Genomic DNA, 15,774 nt, shown 5'->3' on the forward strand with positions numbered 1-15,774 from the left:
ATGAGTGCTGAAGTGGTCACCGCGGTGGCAGGCGAGCCGGCCGTGGACGTGCCCTGGATGGTTCTCGCCGTGCTCGCGTCGCTCGCGCTGTCCGTCGTGTGGATGGGCGTCGCGCTCGGCGCCGTCTATCGCAAGGCAGGCGGACGCGCGGGGCTCGCGTGGGTGCCCGTGGCCAGGTACGTCGAGATGGCCAGGCTCACCCAGTCCTCGGTGGTGGGGACCGCTGTCGCTCGCGCCACCGCCGCGACGGGTCTGACGCTGTGGCTCGTGGGAGCCTCGATCGACGGCTTGGCCGATGCCGCGCTGGTGGGACTGTCCGTCGCGGGAGTGGCGGGCATCACGGCCTGGGTGATGTGGATCCTCCACGTGCGCCGGTTCGGACTCGATCATGTGCTGCCCGCGGGCCTGCCCGTGCTCGCTGCCGTGAGTGCGCCCCTGTGGGCCTCGGTGGTCGGCTGGAGCGGGATGCTGGTGGCGCGCACGCAGGGTCCCGTGTCGATCGCTCCTCATGAGCCGGCCGCGATGGTGCCCGCGCACCTTCCTCACCGCGAGCCCGTCCCCGCACCCGAGCTCGTTCCCGAGCCCATCCCCGAGCCGGAGCTCGAGCCGGTGCCCGAGGTCGTGCCGCTGCCCGAGGTCGAGCCGGAGCGCGAGTCCGCGATGGCGGCAGCGCCCGAGCCGGAACCCGCGGCGGCGCCCGAGCCTCCGCGCGCCGAGCCGGCCTTTCCCGCCGCCGCGCCGCCGATGCGCGTGTCCCCGTATGCGGCGCTCGCGCGCGAGGACCTGCCGAGCGAGCCGGCGGCCGAGCGCGTCTCGCGCTACGCGGCCCTTGCCCCCCGTGAGGCGACTCCTCTCGACCTGGCGCCGCGGGAAGAGGATCCCCGTGGTGGTGGCCCCCGCGAGGATGCCCCCCGGGAGTCCGTCGCGTGGGAGGCCGCATGGCTCGACACGAGCGCAGCACCGTCCGAGGAGCCGGCATCAGACGACGCCGCAGCCCTCGCTCCCGCGGCCCCCGCTGACGAGGCCGCCGCTCCCTCGGCGCCTCCCGTCTACATCGAGCCCACGCCCACGCTTCCCGTGAGCCCGTACATGCGCGGAGGCGCCGCCGCCCCGCCCCCCGTGCCCTCCGCGGTGCCCATCTTCGAGATGCCCGAGCCGGCGGCGGTGCCGGAGCCTGAGCCCGAGCCGCAGCCCGTCGCCGCACCGCCGGTCGCGCCACCCCCGCCGGTCGCGCCACCCCCGCCGGTCGCGCCACCCCCGCCGGTCGCGCCACCCCCGCCGGTCGCGCCCGCGCCGCCCCCACCCCCGTCCGCGGCGCCGCCCCCGGCATCGGCCGAACCGGAGGACGACCGCACCCGCGTGTCCGCGCGCCAGCGCGAGGCGTGGGAACTCGTGACGAGCGACGGCGCCGCGTACGGGTTCGACTCCGATCGCGTGCTCGTGGGACGCGCGGGCGGCATGCCGCCCATCGACGGCACCCCGCGACTCGACATCGCCGATCCCACGCGCACGGTGTCCAAGTCCCACGCGCGCCTCACGCTCGCGCGCGGGGAGTGGACGGTCGAGGACCTCGGTTCGACCAACGGCACGTTCCTGGTCGACAGGGATGGCTGCGAGGTGCAGGTGCCCGAGGGCGTCCCGACGCCCGTGCTGGGCCGCTTGCTCCTGGGAGACGTCGAGATCGACATTCGCCGCAGGGGCGATGCGCGATGACCGATACGGGTGCCGTCAGCGGCGCGGGCGTCTCGGTGATCGGCGGACGTGCGCGCAACGAGGATGCCTATCTCGCCGAGTCGCCCGTGTTCGTGGTGGCCGACGGCATGGGTGGACACATCGCGGGTGCCGAGGCTGCCTGGGCCGCAGTGACCGCCTTCCGCGCGCTCGCGGGAGAGCCCGCGACACCGGCAGACGTCGAGCGCGCGCACCTCGAGGCCCGTCGGCTGGTCGACGGCGTCCAGGAGGAGGTCGGAGGCGAGAGTGGCACGACCCTCACCGGCGCGATCGCCGTCACGCATCGCGGCCACCCGTGGTGGATGGTCATCAACGTGGGCGACTCGCGCACGTATGCCCTGGAGGGTGGAGTGCTGCGCCAGATCAGCGTGGATCACTCGCACGTGCAGGAGCTCGTGACCGCGGGCCGCATCACACCTGCGCAGGCGCTGGTTCACCCCGACAGGAACATCCTCACGCGCGCCGTGGGCGACCACCAGACGCGCATGGACGCGTGGCTCGTGCCGCACGTGCCCGGTCGCCGACTGGTCATCGCGAGCGACGGCCTCATGAAGGAGGTCGAGGACGCGGAGATCGGCGAGATCGTGGGCCTCATCGGGGACGCGGAGGCGGCCGCGGCGGCCCTTGTCGAGCTTGCGGTCGGGCGCGGCGCGCGGGACAACGTCACCGTGGTCGTCGCGGATAGCGACCTGGTCACCCCGGTCGACGCCGACCCCTCGCCGTGGACCCTGTGGGGGGACGATGCGCGCGCGGACACCGGCGCCGACACCACCGCGAGCGAGCGGCGCAGGGGCGACGCATGACGGACGACGACCGCACCGAACTGTCCCGCCGCGCGGCTGCCCGCGCTGAGGCGTCCGCCCGCGCTGAGTTGTCTGACCGCGCTGAGTTGTCTGACCGCACAGAGCTGTCGGGGCGCACTCGTCCGTCGCGGCGGCGCATCGCGGAGCATGACACCCAACCCGCCCCCACCGAGCCGGCCGCGCCGCCGACCGCGGCGGACGCCAAGGCCGGGCGTGAGGGCGCGAGCGGCGGCGCGGGCGTGCTGCGCCCGCCGCCGGATGTGGTGGCGCCGCCGAGCAGGGCCGGCGAGTTTGGCGAGCAGCCGCATCACTACTTTCCGCGCCTGAGGCATTCGCAGGAGGCCAGCCCGGTCGGAGTGTGGCCCTCACCCGACCTGTCACCGCGACCCTCCTCGGGCGGGATCGAGGTGCAGGACTCGGCGCTTCTCGATCCCGAGGCGCGGCGGGCCCGCGACACGGCCGCGAGGCGACGGCGCGCGTGGCGGATTGTCGCTGCGGCGGGGGGCACCCTCGTCGCGATCGGCGCGGCGGCAGCGATCATCGTCCTCGCGCTGTAGCCACGTCCGGCGGGCGCGAGGCGGGATTACGCTGGGCCCATGTCAGATGCCGCGTTGCGCTCTCCCCTTCATGCCGAGCACGTCGCGCTCGGCGCGACCCTGGTGCCCTTCGCCGGATGGGAGATGCCGGTCCGCTACACGGGTGACATCGCGGAGCACACCGCGGTGCGCACCGCCGCGGGGCTCTTCGATCTGTCGCACATGGGTGAGATTTCCGTGCGCGGAGACGGCGCGGCCGCGTTCCTCGACCACGCGCTCGTGGGCCGCATGTCCGCCGTCGGGCTGTGGGGCGCGAAGTACACGATGATGTGCACGCCCGAGGGTGGCGTGATCGATGACCTCATCGTGTACCGGCGTGACTGGGACCACTTCATCATTGTCGCCAACGCGGCGAACAAGGACACGGTTATCGCGGAACTGGGCGCCCGGCTCGCGGGCTTCGACGCGGCCCTCGAGGACGTCTCGGCGGAGATCGCGCTCATCGCGGTGCAGGGCCCCCGCGCGGAGGAGATCGTCGCGCGCATGTGCGTGCGCGGCGACGACGACATTCACGCGATGCGCTACTACACCGCGGCAAACATCCTGCTCACGGGCGATATTCACGCGTTCGCGGCGCGTACCGGCTACACCGGTGAGGACGGCTTCGAGCTGTTCGTGGCCGCAGACCAGGCGGCCGCCGTGTGGGAGCTCGCTCTCGCCGAGGGTGCGGGCGACGGACTCGTGCCGTGCGGGCTCTCGGCGCGCGACTCGCTGCGCCTCGAGGCGGGCATGCCGCTCTATGGCCAGGAACTCACGCGCGACACGACGCCCTTCGACGCCGGCCTCGGGCGCATCGTCGCGTTCGGAACGGCGGCCAATCCGCGCGGCGCCTTCGTGGGCCGGGATGCCCTCCTGAGGGCCAAGGCGGCCGGGCCGGCGCGCGTGCTCGTCGGCCTCGTGGGCGACGGCCGAAGGGCCGCGCGGACCGGGTATGCCGTGACCGACGATGCCGGGACCCAGGTGGGCACGGTGACGTCGGGGGCCCCGTCGCCCACTCTCGGACGGCCGATCGCGATGGCCTACGTGCCGCCGGCGCTCTCCGCGCCCGGCACGGTCGTCGGGATCGACGTGCGCGGGCGTCGCGAGGACATGACCGTGGTGGCGCTACCGTTCTACTCGCGGGCCTCGTAGGCTCGTCCCAAGGCCCGTCACGGCGGGCCGCCACACGTCGCAGCGTTCTCACGACGCCGTTCCGAAAGGGGTCCACCATGGCGACAGTTCCCGAGGAGCTGGCCTACTCCGCCGAGCACGAGTGGGTGTCCGGAGACACCGACGCGGGCGTGGTGGTGACGGTGGGCATCACCGAGCACGCCGCGGAGGCGCTCGGCGACATCGTCTACGTCGAGGCGCCGCGCGTGGGCGACACCGTCGTCGCGGGCGAGGTCTGCGGAGAGCTCGAGTCGACCAAGGCGGTCAGCGAGCTGTACTCCCCTGTGTCCGGCGTGGTGACGGCCGTCAACGAGGCCCTCGAGCGCGCTCCCGAGGCGATCAATGCCGACGCCTACGGCGACGGCTGGATCTTCAAGGTCGAACTGTCCGAGTCCGCGACGGACCTGCTCGACGCCGAGGCGTACGCGGCGTCGGTCGCGTAAGGCAGCCGATGCCGGCCAACACTCGACTGGTGGTCGCGGCGGCGATCACCGACTCCCTCGAGGCGCCGCGCCAACTGCTGGCCGCGCGCAGGAGCGCGCCGTCCGCGCTCGCGGGGTTGTGGGAGTTCGCGGGCGGCAAGGTCGAGCGCGGAGAGTCGCCCGAGCACGCGCTGCGCAGGGAGTTGCGCGAGGAGCTGGGCGTCGAGGTCGAGATCGGCGACGAGATCGTGGGACCGGATGACGGCCACGGCATCGAGGATGCGTGTGGGGACGACCCGGTGTGGATGCTCCGTCCGGGCGACGCTGACACCGACCGCCTGGTGATGCGCGTGTGGTGGGCGAGGATTCTCCCCGGCGCGGACGGCGCGGCCGTCGAGCCGCGACCGCTTGAGGACCACGATCAGATCCGCTGGCTCGAGCCGGGCGGCTGGCGAGACGTGCCATGGCTGCCCGCCGACAAGAGGATCGTCGAGGCGCTCATGGCCGACGCGATCGAGCGCCACCGCCGCGCGTACTGCTAGTCGCGCCAATTCGGACATATCCACATGAAGTGGATATGGGTGTGGGCAACTTCGACCAATCGCTAGCGTCGCGCGCTCACGCAGCCCTCGATGTGATCGTCGACGAGCCCACACGCCTGCATCGCGGCGTACATGGTCGTGGGGCCCACAAACACGAAGCCGGCCGCCTTGAGTGCCTTCGCGAGGGCGACGGACTCCGCCGTCGAGGCGGGCACCTCGGACCATGAGGCGGGTGGGGCGGGGCGTGGCTCGGGCGCGAACTGCCACACGAGTTCGGTGAGGGTCGTACCGGTTTCGCGCAGTCCCACCACGGCGCGCGCGTTGGTCACCGCGGACTCGATCTTGCGGCGGTTGCGCACGATTCCCGGGTTGAGCATGAGCTCCTCGATGCGCTCCTGGTCGAAGGCGGCCACCGCGTCGGGGTCGAAGCCCTCGAACGCCTCGCGGTAGCCCTCACGTTTGCGCAGGATGGTGATCCACGCGAGGCCGGACTGGGCGCCCTCGAGGACGATTCGCTCGAAGAGCTCCGCGTCGCTGCGCACGGGCACGCCCCACTCCTCGTCGTGATAGCGCTCGTACAGCGGGTCGCCCGCGCCGAAGCACCTGGTGAGGTCGTTGGTCTCGGTGATCATGGCTCCAGTGTGGCCTGGGGGTCCGACGATGAGCGAGGCGCGCGGGCGTGCGGGGGACAGCCCCGGCGGCACGTGGCGCTGGGGACATCGGCTCTTTCCGCGCGCGGAGGCGCCGGGTAAGGTGAGCGCGCCATGACCATCCGTGACCTCCTCGCCGCGCGTCGGCCCACGCTGTCGTACGAACTGTTCCCGCCGCGCACGCCCGCCGCCGAGTCGACCCTCGTGGAGACCATGTCGCTGCTCGCGCGCACGGGTCCGGACTTCATGTCGATCACCTACGGGGCGTCGGGGTCGACGCGGGGTGCCTCGCGCGATGTGGTTCAGCGTCTCGCGGCACGACACACGATCCCCCCGCTCGCGCACCTCACGTGCGTCGACCAGTCACGCGCGGAGCTCATCCACGTCATCGAGGAGTACCTTGCGGAGGGCGTTCGCGACTTCCTCGCGCTGCGCGGCGACCCACCCAAGGGGCAGCATGACTGGCGCCCGCACCCCGATGGCCTGCTCTACGCGTCCGAGCTGGTGGCCCTGCTGCGTGAGGTCGCGCATGGGCACGGTCTCGATGACCTCAGCGTGGGCGTGACCGCGTTCCCCGCGCAGCACGCCGTCGAGCGATACCGACGGCTGGGCCTCGACGTGCTACGCGCCAAGCGCGACGCTGGTGCCGACTTCGCGATCACCCAGGTGTTCTACCGCGTCGAGCACTACACCGCGCTGGTCGAGGACGCGGCGGCCGAGGGCGTCGAGATGCCGATCATCCCCGAGGTCATGCCGCTCGTGAGCGCGCGCCGCGCGACCCGGGCCCAGGAGCTCACCGGCGTCGAGACCCCGGCGGATCTGTTCGCGGCTCTCGAGGCCGCTCAGGACGACGACTCCGCCCGTGCGGCCGGCGTCGACCACGCCGCGCGCCTGTCACGCGGGCTGCTCGACGCGGGCGCTCCCGGCATCCACATCATCACGTTCAATCAGCACCGCGCGGCCCTTGAGCTCGTGGACGCGATGGGACTCGTGCGCGGCTAAGGCGCGCGTTCCGCCGCGGCGCGCGGTCATGCGACCATCGACGCATGACCCGCACCTCATCTCCGCGCACCGTCACGCTCGCCCGTGAGTCCGAGGCCGTCTACGTCGCCACCAACGCCGCCGGCGCTCAGCTGCGCTTCGGGCGCGGCGAGGGCCTGCTGAGCCCCGTCGAGCTCCTGCTCGCGGCGATCGCGGGCTGCTCGTCGGTGGATGTCGACGCCATGACATCGCGCCGCTCCGAGCCCGACCGCTTCGACGTCACGGCGTCCGCGCAGTACGTGACGGAGGACGGCGCCAACATCCTCGAGGACATCCGCGTGCTGTTCGACCTCGCCTTCCCCGAGGGCGAGGAGGGCGACGCCGCCCGCAAGCGCATCGGCGCCGCGCTGCGCGCCTCTCACGAGAAGTACTGCACCGTGTCGCGCACGGTCGAGAAGGGCGTTCCCGTCGCCCTGATCGAGGCGGAGCGCCAGGGGGCGTGAACGGACGCGTCACGATTGACCTCGACGCGGGCGCCGCGGCCGCGCCCGAGGTCATCGCGGTGATGCACGCGGCTTTCACCGAGTACGCACGCACCGGGCAGCCCTCGGGCGCCATGACCGAGACGGTCGAGTCCCTGCGGGGGGAGGTCGCGGCGGGCACCCGTCTCGCGCTCGTGCGCCGCGATGGCGTCGTGGTGGCCTCGGCCAAGCACGAGCGGACTGATGACGGGGCGCTGTACTTCGGCCGCCTCGCCGTGATCCCCGAGGCGAGGGGTCAAGGCTGGGCGGGCGCGCTCGTGCGCGCGCTGCGCGAGCACGCCCACGCGAGTGGCCTCGCCGGTCTCACGTGCCTGGTGCGCGCGGATGAGCCGGGCAACATCGCGCTGTATGAGCGCCTCGGGATGGTGGTGAGCGGTCGCGGCGAGAGAGCGAGCCGCACGGGCGCGATCCTTGCGGTCGTGGAGATGCGCGACGCGCCTGTCCACTGACCGCCGCCGACAACTGTCCATCCCTTGGGACGCGCCGTCCACTTCTTGGACCGTGCCCCTGGCGGCGGGAGGCTTCGCGGGTTAGAATCGCGGCGCAACTCGGCGCATCGACAGCGTCGACCAAGCGCAATGGCGAGCCCGCCGCGCACCGAACCTCCATGAGGAACCATGACTGAGCAGAACACCGCCCCTGCCCCTGCGCCCGCCTTCCCCGGCGGCACCATCCTTGGTTACCCGCGCATCGGCCGAATGCGTGAGCTGAAGAAGGCGCTCGAGTCGTTCTGGAAGGGTGCCACCACGGCCGCCGACCTTGAGGCGACCGCCAAGGACCTGCGCCTCGCGAACCTCGCTCGCCTTGCCGACCTGGGACTGTCCACGGACGGCTCGGCGATCCCGAGCAACTTCTCGTTCTATGACCACGTGCTCGACGCGGCCGTGACGCTGGGCGCCGTGCCCACGCGCTTCGCGGACCTGCGCGCCGCCGATGGCTCGGTGGACCTCAAGGGCTACTCGACCATCGCGCGCGGCGTCGACGCCAAGGCGCCGCTCGAGATGACCAAGTGGTTCGACGCGAACTACCACTACCTGGTCCCCGAGATCGGACCCGAGACCGAGTTCGCGCTGTCGAGCACGCGGTGGGTCGACGAGTTCGTCGAGGCCAAGGCCGCCGGCTACGTCACGCGCCCGGTTATCACCGGCCCGCTGACGTTCCTCTACCTCTCCAAGCCGAGCGACGAGGCCCCTGAGGGCTTCCGTCCCATCGAGCGCCTCGCCGACGTCCTCGAGGTCTACGGCAACCTGCTGGAGGCCTTCAAGGCGGCCGGCGCCGAGTGGGTCCAGATCGACGAGCCGATTCTGGTCGCCGACATCGACGCCGACCGCTCCGAGGTGCTCGCGAACGCCGCCACCGTGTACGGCTCACTTGCGGCGCTCGCGAACCGCCCCGCGCTGTTCGTGGCCGCGCCGTACAACTCGCTCGACGACGCCCTCCCGGTCCTCAAGGACTCGGGCGTCGACGCGATCGGCATCGACCTGGTGCGCGGCTCGGTTCCCACTGGTGTCGACCTGTCGGGTGTGACGGTCGTCGCGGGTGTGGTCGACGGCCACAACATTTGGCGCACTGACCTCGACGCCGCGCTGCGCAAGGCCGGCGAGGTCGAGGCGCTGGGCGCCACCGTGACCGTGTCGAGCTCGACGTCGCTGTTCCACGTGCCGCACACCCTGGAGGGCGAGGAGCACCTGGGCGAGGAGCTCATCAGCTGGCTCGCGTTTGCCGACGAGAAGGTTGCGGAGATCGTGACGCTTGCGGCGGCTCGCGAGCAGGGCGAGGAGGCGGTGGCCGATGCCCTCGCGGCGGCGCGCGCCGCCCTCGCCTCGCGCAAGGCGCACCCCGGCACGAACAAGGCCGACGTGCGGGACGCCCTCGCCGCCGTCACGCCCGCGGACCTGTCCCGGTCGGCGTACTCGGTGCGTGCGGCCGCTCAGGACGCGCGCTTCGCGCTGCCGGAGCTCGCGACGACCACGATCGGCTCGTTCCCTCAGACCCCCGAGATCCGCAAGGCGCGTGCCGCGTGGGCCAAGGGCCAGATCGACGATGCCGCGTACGAGGAGGCCATGAAGGCCGAGATCGCGTCGGTCGTCAAGCTCCAGGAGGACCTGGGCCTGGACGTGCTGGTGCACGGCGAGGCCGAGCGCAACGACATGGTGCAGTACTTCGCGGAGCTGCTCGACGGCTTCGACGTGACGGTCAACGGCTGGGTGCAGTCGTACGGCTCGCGCTGCACGCGCCCGTCGATCCTGTGGGGCGACGTCACCCGCCCGGAGCCGATGACGGTGCGCTGGGCCGCGTACGCGCAGTCGCTGTCCGACAAGCCCGTCAAGGGCATGCTGACCGGTCCCGTGACGATCCTCGCGTGGTCGTTCGTGCGCGACGACCAGCCGCTCGGCGTGACGGCGAACCAGGTGGCGCTCGCGCTGCGTGAGGAGATCCGCGACCTTGAGGATGCCGGAATCGGCATCATCCAGGTCGACGAGCCCGCACTGCGCGAGCTGCTCCCCCTCAAGAAGGCGGACCAGCCGGCGTACCTCGAGTGGTCGGTGAACTCCTTCCGCCTCGCGACCGCTGGCGCGAAGGACGACACCCAGGTGCACACCCACCTGTGCTACTCCGAGTTCGGCGAGATCATCGACGCGATCGATGGCCTGGATGCCGACGTCACCTCGATCGAGGCGGCGCGCTCGCGCATGGAGGTGCTTCCCGCGATCAAGGGTCACGGCTACGAGCGTCAGATCGGACCGGGCGTGTGGGACATCCACTCGCCGCGCGTGCCCTCGACTCAGGAGATCACCGAGCTCCTCGAGCTCGCCAAGGAGTCGATCCCGGGCAAGCAGCTGTGGGTCAACCCCGACTGCGGACTGAAGACCCGTGCGTACGCGGAGACCACCGCGTCGCTCGAGCACATGATGGAGGCGACGCGCGCGGTCCGCGGGTAACTCCGCCACGGTTCACGGACGGCCCGACTCCCGAGAGGGGGTCGGGCCGTCCGCGTCTACGGGCAGGTGCCGGGTTCGAGCCCGTCCTGCGCGTGTCAATGCCTCGCCACCGGGAGTGCCCTTCCGCGCTCCTTGCGCATTTCATGCACGACGCTCGGCCGATGCCCCCGGCCCCCGCGCACACCTTTGGGGCATCCTTGCGCATTTCATGCACGAAGCGGCGCGGGGCGTGGGGGCTTCGGGCGTGAGGGCTGGGAGCGTGGGGGCTTGGGGTGTGGGGCGCCCGGGGTGATGTCCCCGACCCTGGGGAGCGCGGTGCGCGTCCACCGGAGTGCGTGGTGACGATGCCCCGGTCACCTTCGCTGACCAGTCTGGTGATCGGGTCGCCCGGACGCGGTTCGACCGGGCGTCCGGTGGGGTTGAAGGGCTGGCGAAAGGGGTGACGCTTCGTGCATGAAATGCGCAAGCGCTGGGGAGAGATCTTGGGATGCGCTCCCCTGGCCCGCGTCGCCGACTGGCACTCAATCGTGGGTCCCCGCGCCGAGCTCACTCCGCTCGCCTATCCCCTATTCGCCACCGCTGACGTGCGCGCCGTCCGCGAGGGCGCGGACCGCGTGCTCCGAGACGCCCGCTCGCGCGGACTCATCGTCACCGTCGCTCGGGGACTGCACGTCGCGGTCCCGCTCGACGCCGGGCCCGAGTGGCGGCCCCGCGTCGTCGAGGTCGCATGGCTGATCGCCGTCGCCCGCCACGGCCGCCACCCCGCGCCGCCCGCGGCCCCGCCGTACCTATGCGGCATCACCGCCGCGTCCCTCCACCGCGCCGCCAACGCCGCTCGCGGCATCGTCCACGTGACCGTGCCCCGCCAGACGCGGAGCCTCGAGCTGCCGGCGCTCCGCGCGAGTGTCGTCTTTCACCAGCGATTTGAGCGCTGCCTGGGCAGTCCGTGGTGGTATTCACAGGTGCCTGACCGCGAGGACGCTGGCCCCGAACTCGAGGATCTGCCCGGTCAACTGTGCCGCCCGCTGATGACCAGCAGGAACCAGACTGCGCTCGACCTCCTGCACAGTCCCGCGCGCATGGACGTGTGGGGCGAGACGCGCCCCATCGTGAGGCGCCTCCTCCTGGGTGGCGACTACCGGGCATTCTTGGCGGTCGCGAAGAACCAGCGCCGCCACAGCGCGGCCGAGCGCCGCTCCTACGAGAGGCCGTGGCCGGACGCGTGGTTCACAGCGTGAGCTGCCAGTAGCCGACGTCGATCCATCGGTCGAACTTGAAGCCCGCGTCCTCGATCGTTCCCACGTGGCGGAAGCCCAGGCGGGAGTGCAGCGCCACCGAGCCGGGGTGCGGCAGCGCCACCACCCCCATCACCGAGTGCACCGGGGCGTGCTCGCCCGCGGACAACCCGCGCAGCCGCTCGATGAGCGCCGCATACAGCTCGGTTCCCAGGCCGCCACGCCTGACCTCCGGTGCGAGATAGACGGTGGCCTCGAGCGTGTGCCGGTAGGCCACGCGGTCGCGGAAAGGGCCGGCGTACGCGTACCCGGCCACGGCATCGTCCCTCTCGAGGACGATCCACGGCAGGCCGCGCGCCTGGATGCGCGCGATGCGTGACGCCATCTCCTCCGCACCGATCGGATCGAGCTCGAACGTGGCCGTGTCGTGGACCACGTAGTGGTCGTAGATCTGGGCGAGACGGGCGGCGTCTGCGGCGGGGTCGGCGTCACGGATCACTCGCCCATTATCGGGTCAGGCCGCGACGGGAAGCGACGGGTCGCGCGTGACCTGCTCGTCGTATGCGCGCTTGCGCCGCAGGTAGCGCCACGAGCTCACCGCGATGACCACCCCGAGCGCTCCCGCGACCGCGGTGACCACGAAGCCCCCGTGGGAGCCGGTGCGGTCGATCACCGCTCCGCCGATCCACGCGCCCGCCGCCACGCCCAGGTCCATGCCGGTGCGCGTCCACGTCATGCCCTCCGTGAGGCGAGAGCGCGGCACCAGCGCGTGCGTGACTCCGTCGCCCACGGCCATCGTGGGGGCGATCGCGAGTCCCGTGAGGAACATCATCACGCCCAGCGCGACCAGCCCCGGCGCGAACATGAAGGACACCGCGCCGACTCCCGTGACGGTGACGCCCCAGAGCAGTCGCGACGCGAGCGTGCGCGCCCACACACGAGAGCCGTACGCGAGGCCACCCACGAGCGAGCCGAGTGCCCACACCGCGAGCACGAGGCCCGACCACTCCTTGTGGCCCAGCTCCTCGGCGAACGCGACGGTCGCGGCGTCGACCGAGGCGAACATCGCCCCCTGGGTCGCGAAGATCGCGGTCGTGATGACGAGTGCCGGGGTGGTGACGAGCAGGTGCCCCCGCAGCGCTCCCCGGTAGCGGCGGAGCCCCCGCGGCTGGGGAGGAAGGCCGATGCGCGGCAGGTTGCCGTCGATGACCAGCGCCGTGCCGTGCGCATGCGCGGCCTGGCGGCGCCTGGCATCCGCGCGGCGCGCGGGAGGCTCGGTCGCGCGCAGCGCGAGGAACCCGTATCCGCCGATCGCGAGCGTGACCACCGCGATCGCGGACGGAAGCCACGAGCTCACCTGCGTCGCGAGGATGGTCGCGAGCGCGGGCCCGCCGATGAACAGCACCTCCTCGAGCGAAGACTCGAGGGAGAACGCGGTGTTGAGCGCGTGCTTGTCGGGCACCACATGCGTCCACCTGGCCCGCGTGTGGGTCGACTGCGTGCCGCCCGCGGCGAACAGCGGCGCGATCGCGAGCAACACCCACAGCGGCTGATGCGTGAGCGCGGCAGCGATCATCGCGACGCGGCCCAGGATCGCGATCGCGTACCCCCAGCGCAGCACGCGCGACTGGCCGTGCGCGTCGATGAGGCGGCCCACCTGCGGCGAGATCACCGCGTAGGACACCGCGATCGCGGCGAGCACGAGCCCGCCGTACTCGTATCTCCCGTACTCGATCTGCACCATGAGGAAGGTCGCGAGACCCGTGAGCCCCATCTGGATGCGCGCGACCAGGCCCCACGCGGTGAACGCGCGGGCGCCGGGCAACGCGAGGATGCCGCGGTACGGAGAGAGCATGGCGAAACCTCACAGCGAAACTGAGATGTTGCGCGTCATCGCGCGCCACGCCAACTGCGCGACGTGGCCGGCGCATCGTCCCCGGGCGGTGCCTCACAGGGACAACGGCTCATGTTCTCACACGCGTGGGCGGGACCGTGACCGCGCGGAGACCAGCCCGGGCGGGGCCGGGATCCGGTCCGCAAAACGCATGAGGATCGACCCGGCGACAGCGAGCATGAGCACGTACGCGGCCGCAAGCGGGCCGAGGAGCGGCTCGATCCCCGCGGTCACGCCGAGCCCCGCGATCACGATCGAGAACTCGCCGCGCGGGATGAGCGACAGCCCCGCGCGCCACTGACCCTTGGGTCCGATCCCGGCACGCTTGGCCGCCCACACGCCCGTGTACGTCTTGGTGACAGCGGTGAGCACCGCGAGCGCGAGGGCGGGCAGCAGCACGGGAGCGAGGTCGCGGGGGTCGATGCCGATCCCGAAGAACACGAAGAAGATCCCGCCGAACACGTCGCGCAGCGGCGGCATGAGCCCGCGCACCTGATCCGCGACGTTGCCCGACAGCGTGAGGCCCAACAGGAACGCGCCGACCGCCGCGGAGACCTGCACGGCTTCGGCGAGCCCCGCGACCAGGAAGGCAAGCCCCAGCACGCCGAGGAGGAGCAGCTCGCGCGAATGCGAATGCACCACCTTCGAGACGTGGCGCGAGAAGCGCAGCGCGAAGAGGAACGCAAGCGAGACGAGACCGATCGCGATCGCCGCCGCGATCGCCCCCTGCATCACGCTCGCCCCCACCAACAACACCGCGAGGATGGGCAGGAACACTGCCATCGCGATGTCCTCCATGACCAGCAGGCTGAGGATCACGGGGGTCTCGCGGTTGGCGAGGCGGTCGAAGTCGTCGAGCAGGCGGGCGACGATGCCGGAGCTGGAGATGTAGGTGACGCCGCCCAGGAGGATCGAGGCCGTCACCGACCAGCCGAGCAGGAGGCCGACCGCGAAGCCGGGAACGGCGTTGAGTGCGAGGTCGAGCAGTCCCGCCTTCCATGAGGTCCGCAGTCCCACCCGCAGATCGTCGGGTGAGTACTCGAGCCCCAAGAGGAGCAGGAGCAGCACCACCCCGATCTGTGCTCCGGTCGCGAGGAAGTCCTCGCCCGCGCTGATCGGGATGAAGCCGCCCTTGCCCATGAGGAGGCCGGCGAGCAGGTACAGCGGAATCGACGGGATGCCGATCCGCGAGGCGACGCGCCCCACGACCGCGAGGACGAGGAACACGATGCCGAGCTCAATGAGCACGGTCGCGGTCTCGCCCGAACCGTGGGGGCTCGCCGCGAACAGGCCCATGCCCGCCAGGGGTGGGGTCGCGGCGAGCATGGCTCAGCCCGTCAGGATGTGCGCCGCGCGGTCGACGGCCTCGTCGGAGCCGAGGACCAGGACGGTGTCGCCCGCCTCGAAGACAAACGACGGCTCGATGCCGGGGATGCCCTGGTCGCCGCGGATGACCGCGACCACTGAGGCGGAGGTCACGGTGCGGATGCGACCCTCCCCCAGCGTGCGCCCCACGAGCCCGCCCGAGGCTGGCATCGTCACCCACTCGATCGCGAGCCCCACGATCGTGTGCTTGAGGTCCTCGAGGCGCGCGATGATGTTCGTGCCGCCCAGGAGTTCCGCCATCTTTCCCGCGTCGCCCTCGGACAGTTCGACCGTGCCACGGCACGCGTCGGGGTCCTCGCGGTCGTAGATCGCGATGTCGCGTTTGCCGTCACGTCGCACCACCACGCCCACGTGGTCGCCGCCCTCGGCGGTGAACTCGTAGCGGACGCCGACTCCGGGGAGCGGGGTCTCGAAGATGTCCATGGCGCTCACTCTCCCACGCGGGGGCGCGACCGGGCTACGGGTGGCCCGCGCGCGGTCGACGTGTCAGGGCACCTCGACCGCCGTGACGACCACCGTGAACTCGTCGTCCTGAGCGTCCGCGCTCATGTCGACCTCGAGGCGTGAGAGCGCGCCGGACTCGTCCCGCGTGAGGCGCGCGGTGGCCGCGCCGCCCGCCACGGCATCGGCGTACATCTGCTCATACTCGGCGAACGTGAGGAAGTCCTCCGTCGTGGCGCCCCCGTCGACGTCGGAGAAGCGCGCCACGTCATCGAGGGGTTCGACCTCGGTGACATCGCCGCCGCGCACGGTCACGCGCCACTGGCCCGAGGCGGGGCCGAACACCTCGATGGTGGCGTCGTACGTGTAGTCGGCGGGCTCGCTCCACGGGGGAGGCGGGGACGATGCGCATCCGGCCACGAGCGCGACGGCCACCACGAGTGCCCCTCGCCTCGCCATG

The 15,774-nt window shown here is 71.9% G+C and carries 17 protein-coding genes; 11 read left to right on the top strand and 6 right to left on the bottom strand.

Going from position 1 to position 15,774, the window contains the following annotated elements:
* The 6 genes from ABEA62_RS05075 to ABEA62_RS05100 all read left to right on the top strand — a co-directional run bounded on the left by ABEA62_RS05075 (window position 1) and on the right by ABEA62_RS05100 (window position 5,243).
* Complete coding sequence (locus ABEA62_RS05075) at window positions 1-1,713, top strand: FHA domain-containing protein (protein ID WP_345378917.1); 1,713 nt, start codon at window positions 1-3, stop codon at window positions 1,711-1,713.
* A complete protein-coding gene (locus ABEA62_RS05080) occupies window positions 1,710-2,534 on the top strand; it encodes a PP2C family protein-serine/threonine phosphatase (RefSeq protein WP_345378920.1) in 825 nt (274 codons plus the stop codon). The genes ABEA62_RS05075 and ABEA62_RS05080 overlap by 4 nt, the downstream gene beginning before the upstream one ends.
* Window positions 2,531-3,091 (top strand): hypothetical protein, encoded by a 561-nt coding sequence (locus ABEA62_RS05085; RefSeq protein WP_345378922.1) that lies wholly within the window; start codon window positions 2,531-2,533, stop codon window positions 3,089-3,091. The genes ABEA62_RS05080 and ABEA62_RS05085 overlap by 4 nt, the downstream gene beginning before the upstream one ends.
* A gap of 39 nt (window positions 3,092-3,130) precedes the next feature.
* Window positions 3,131-4,261, top strand: a complete 1,131-nt coding sequence (gene gcvT, locus ABEA62_RS05090; protein ID WP_286214397.1) for a glycine cleavage system aminomethyltransferase GcvT — start codon at window positions 3,131-3,133, stop codon at window positions 4,259-4,261.
* Window positions 4,262-4,338: 77 nt separating this feature from the next.
* Entirely contained in the window at window positions 4,339-4,722 is a 384-nt protein-coding gene (gene gcvH, locus ABEA62_RS05095) for a glycine cleavage system protein GcvH (protein ID WP_286214396.1), read from the top strand.
* 8 nt (window positions 4,723-4,730) lie between these two features.
* Window positions 4,731-5,243 (top strand): (deoxy)nucleoside triphosphate pyrophosphohydrolase, encoded by a 513-nt coding sequence (locus ABEA62_RS05100; RefSeq protein WP_286214395.1) that lies wholly within the window; start codon window positions 4,731-4,733, stop codon window positions 5,241-5,243.
* Between the two features lie 62 nt (window positions 5,244-5,305).
* Here ABEA62_RS05100 and ABEA62_RS05105 read toward each other — a convergent pair whose 3' ends face one another.
* Entirely contained in the window at window positions 5,306-5,875 is a 570-nt protein-coding gene (locus ABEA62_RS05105) for a DNA-3-methyladenine glycosylase I (RefSeq protein ID WP_286214394.1), read from the bottom strand.
* Window positions 5,876-6,007: 132 nt separating this feature from the next.
* Here ABEA62_RS05105 and ABEA62_RS05110 point away from each other — a divergent pair, with 132 nt between their 5' ends.
* From ABEA62_RS05110 to ABEA62_RS05130, 5 genes are all read left to right on the top strand, one after another.
* Window positions 6,008-6,895, top strand: coding sequence for a methylenetetrahydrofolate reductase (locus ABEA62_RS05110; RefSeq protein ID WP_345378926.1), 888 nt, complete (start codon window positions 6,008-6,010; stop codon window positions 6,893-6,895).
* A gap of 44 nt (window positions 6,896-6,939) precedes the next feature.
* Entirely contained in the window at window positions 6,940-7,377 is a 438-nt protein-coding gene (locus ABEA62_RS05115) for an OsmC family protein (protein WP_286214393.1), read from the top strand.
* Complete coding sequence (locus tag ABEA62_RS05120) at window positions 7,374-7,865, top strand: GNAT family N-acetyltransferase (RefSeq protein WP_345378930.1); 492 nt, start codon at window positions 7,374-7,376, stop codon at window positions 7,863-7,865. The genes ABEA62_RS05115 and ABEA62_RS05120 overlap by 4 nt, the downstream gene beginning before the upstream one ends.
* Window positions 7,866-8,033: 168 nt before the next feature.
* Window positions 8,034-10,358, top strand: coding sequence for a 5-methyltetrahydropteroyltriglutamate--homocysteine S-methyltransferase (gene metE, locus ABEA62_RS05125; protein ID WP_286214391.1), 2,325 nt, complete (start codon window positions 8,034-8,036; stop codon window positions 10,356-10,358).
* 449 nt (window positions 10,359-10,807) lie between these two features.
* Entirely contained in the window at window positions 10,808-11,596 is a 789-nt protein-coding gene (locus ABEA62_RS05130) for a type IV toxin-antitoxin system AbiEi family antitoxin domain-containing protein (RefSeq protein WP_286214390.1), read from the top strand.
* Here ABEA62_RS05130 and ABEA62_RS05135 read toward each other — a convergent pair.
* The 5 genes from ABEA62_RS05135 to ABEA62_RS05155 all read right to left on the bottom strand — a co-directional run bounded on the left by ABEA62_RS05135 (window position 11,586) and on the right by ABEA62_RS05155 (window position 15,773).
* Window positions 11,586-12,092 carry a GNAT family N-acetyltransferase gene (locus ABEA62_RS05135; RefSeq protein ID WP_286214389.1) on the bottom strand — a complete coding sequence of 169 codons (507 nt, stop codon included), beginning with the start codon at window positions 12,090-12,092 and terminating at the stop codon, window positions 11,586-11,588. The genes ABEA62_RS05130 and ABEA62_RS05135 overlap by 11 nt on opposite strands.
* Before the next feature lie 15 nt (window positions 12,093-12,107).
* Window positions 12,108-13,448 (bottom strand): MFS transporter, encoded by a 1,341-nt coding sequence (locus ABEA62_RS05140; RefSeq protein ID WP_286214388.1) that lies wholly within the window; start codon window positions 13,446-13,448, stop codon window positions 12,108-12,110.
* A gap of 117 nt (window positions 13,449-13,565) precedes the next feature.
* On the bottom strand, window positions 13,566-14,813 hold the full coding sequence (locus tag ABEA62_RS05145) for a cation:proton antiporter (RefSeq protein ID WP_286214387.1): 1,248 nt from the start codon (window positions 14,811-14,813) through the stop codon (window positions 13,566-13,568).
* Window positions 14,814-14,816: 3 nt separating this feature from the next.
* The gene (locus ABEA62_RS05150) at window positions 14,817-15,296 is read right to left on the bottom strand and encodes a cation:proton antiporter regulatory subunit (protein WP_286214386.1); all 480 of its coding nucleotides are present in this window, start codon (window positions 15,294-15,296) and stop codon (window positions 14,817-14,819) included.
* Between the two features lie 63 nt (window positions 15,297-15,359).
* Window positions 15,360-15,773, bottom strand: a complete 414-nt coding sequence (locus ABEA62_RS05155; protein WP_286214385.1) for a DUF6174 domain-containing protein — start codon at window positions 15,771-15,773, stop codon at window positions 15,360-15,362.
* Between the last annotated feature and the right edge of the window lies 1 nt (window position 15,774).

The organism is Demequina sediminis, assembly GCF_039545075.1.
Lineage (GTDB): Bacteria > Actinomycetota > Actinomycetes > Actinomycetales > Demequinaceae > Demequina > Demequina sediminis.

Excerpts from the sequence above, each read along its gene's own strand:
- ABEA62_RS05110 (WP_345378926.1), top strand. The coding sequence starts at position 6,008 with ATGACCATCCGTGACCTCCTCGCCGCGCGTCGGCCCACGCTGTCGTAC.
- metE (WP_286214391.1), top strand. The coding sequence starts at position 8,034 with ATGACTGAGCAGAACACCGCCCCTGCCCCTGCGCCCGCCTTCCCCGGC.
- ABEA62_RS05145 (WP_286214387.1), bottom strand. The coding sequence starts at position 14,813 with ATGCTCGCCGCGACCCCACCCCTGGCGGGCATGGGCCTGTTCGCGGCG.
- ABEA62_RS05150 (WP_286214386.1), bottom strand. The coding sequence starts at position 15,296 with ATGGACATCTTCGAGACCCCGCTCCCCGGAGTCGGCGTCCGCTACGAG.
- ABEA62_RS05085 (WP_345378922.1), top strand. The coding sequence starts at position 2,531 with ATGACGGACGACGACCGCACCGAACTGTCCCGCCGCGCGGCTGCCCGC.
- gcvT (WP_286214397.1), top strand. The coding sequence starts at position 3,131 with ATGTCAGATGCCGCGTTGCGCTCTCCCCTTCATGCCGAGCACGTCGCG.
- ABEA62_RS05075 (WP_345378917.1), top strand. The coding sequence starts at position 1 with ATGAGTGCTGAAGTGGTCACCGCGGTGGCAGGCGAGCCGGCCGTGGAC.
- ABEA62_RS05080 (WP_345378920.1), top strand. The coding sequence starts at position 1,710 with ATGACCGATACGGGTGCCGTCAGCGGCGCGGGCGTCTCGGTGATCGGC.
- ABEA62_RS05105 (WP_286214394.1), bottom strand. The coding sequence starts at position 5,875 with ATGATCACCGAGACCAACGACCTCACCAGGTGCTTCGGCGCGGGCGAC.
- ABEA62_RS05115 (WP_286214393.1), top strand. The coding sequence starts at position 6,940 with ATGACCCGCACCTCATCTCCGCGCACCGTCACGCTCGCCCGTGAGTCC.
- gcvH (WP_286214396.1), top strand. The coding sequence starts at position 4,339 with ATGGCGACAGTTCCCGAGGAGCTGGCCTACTCCGCCGAGCACGAGTGG.
- ABEA62_RS05155 (WP_286214385.1), bottom strand. The coding sequence starts at position 15,773 with ATGGCGAGGCGAGGGGCACTCGTGGTGGCCGTCGCGCTCGTGGCCGGA.
- ABEA62_RS05100 (WP_286214395.1), top strand. The coding sequence starts at position 4,731 with ATGCCGGCCAACACTCGACTGGTGGTCGCGGCGGCGATCACCGACTCC.
- ABEA62_RS05140 (WP_286214388.1), bottom strand. The coding sequence starts at position 13,448 with ATGCTCTCTCCGTACCGCGGCATCCTCGCGTTGCCCGGCGCCCGCGCG.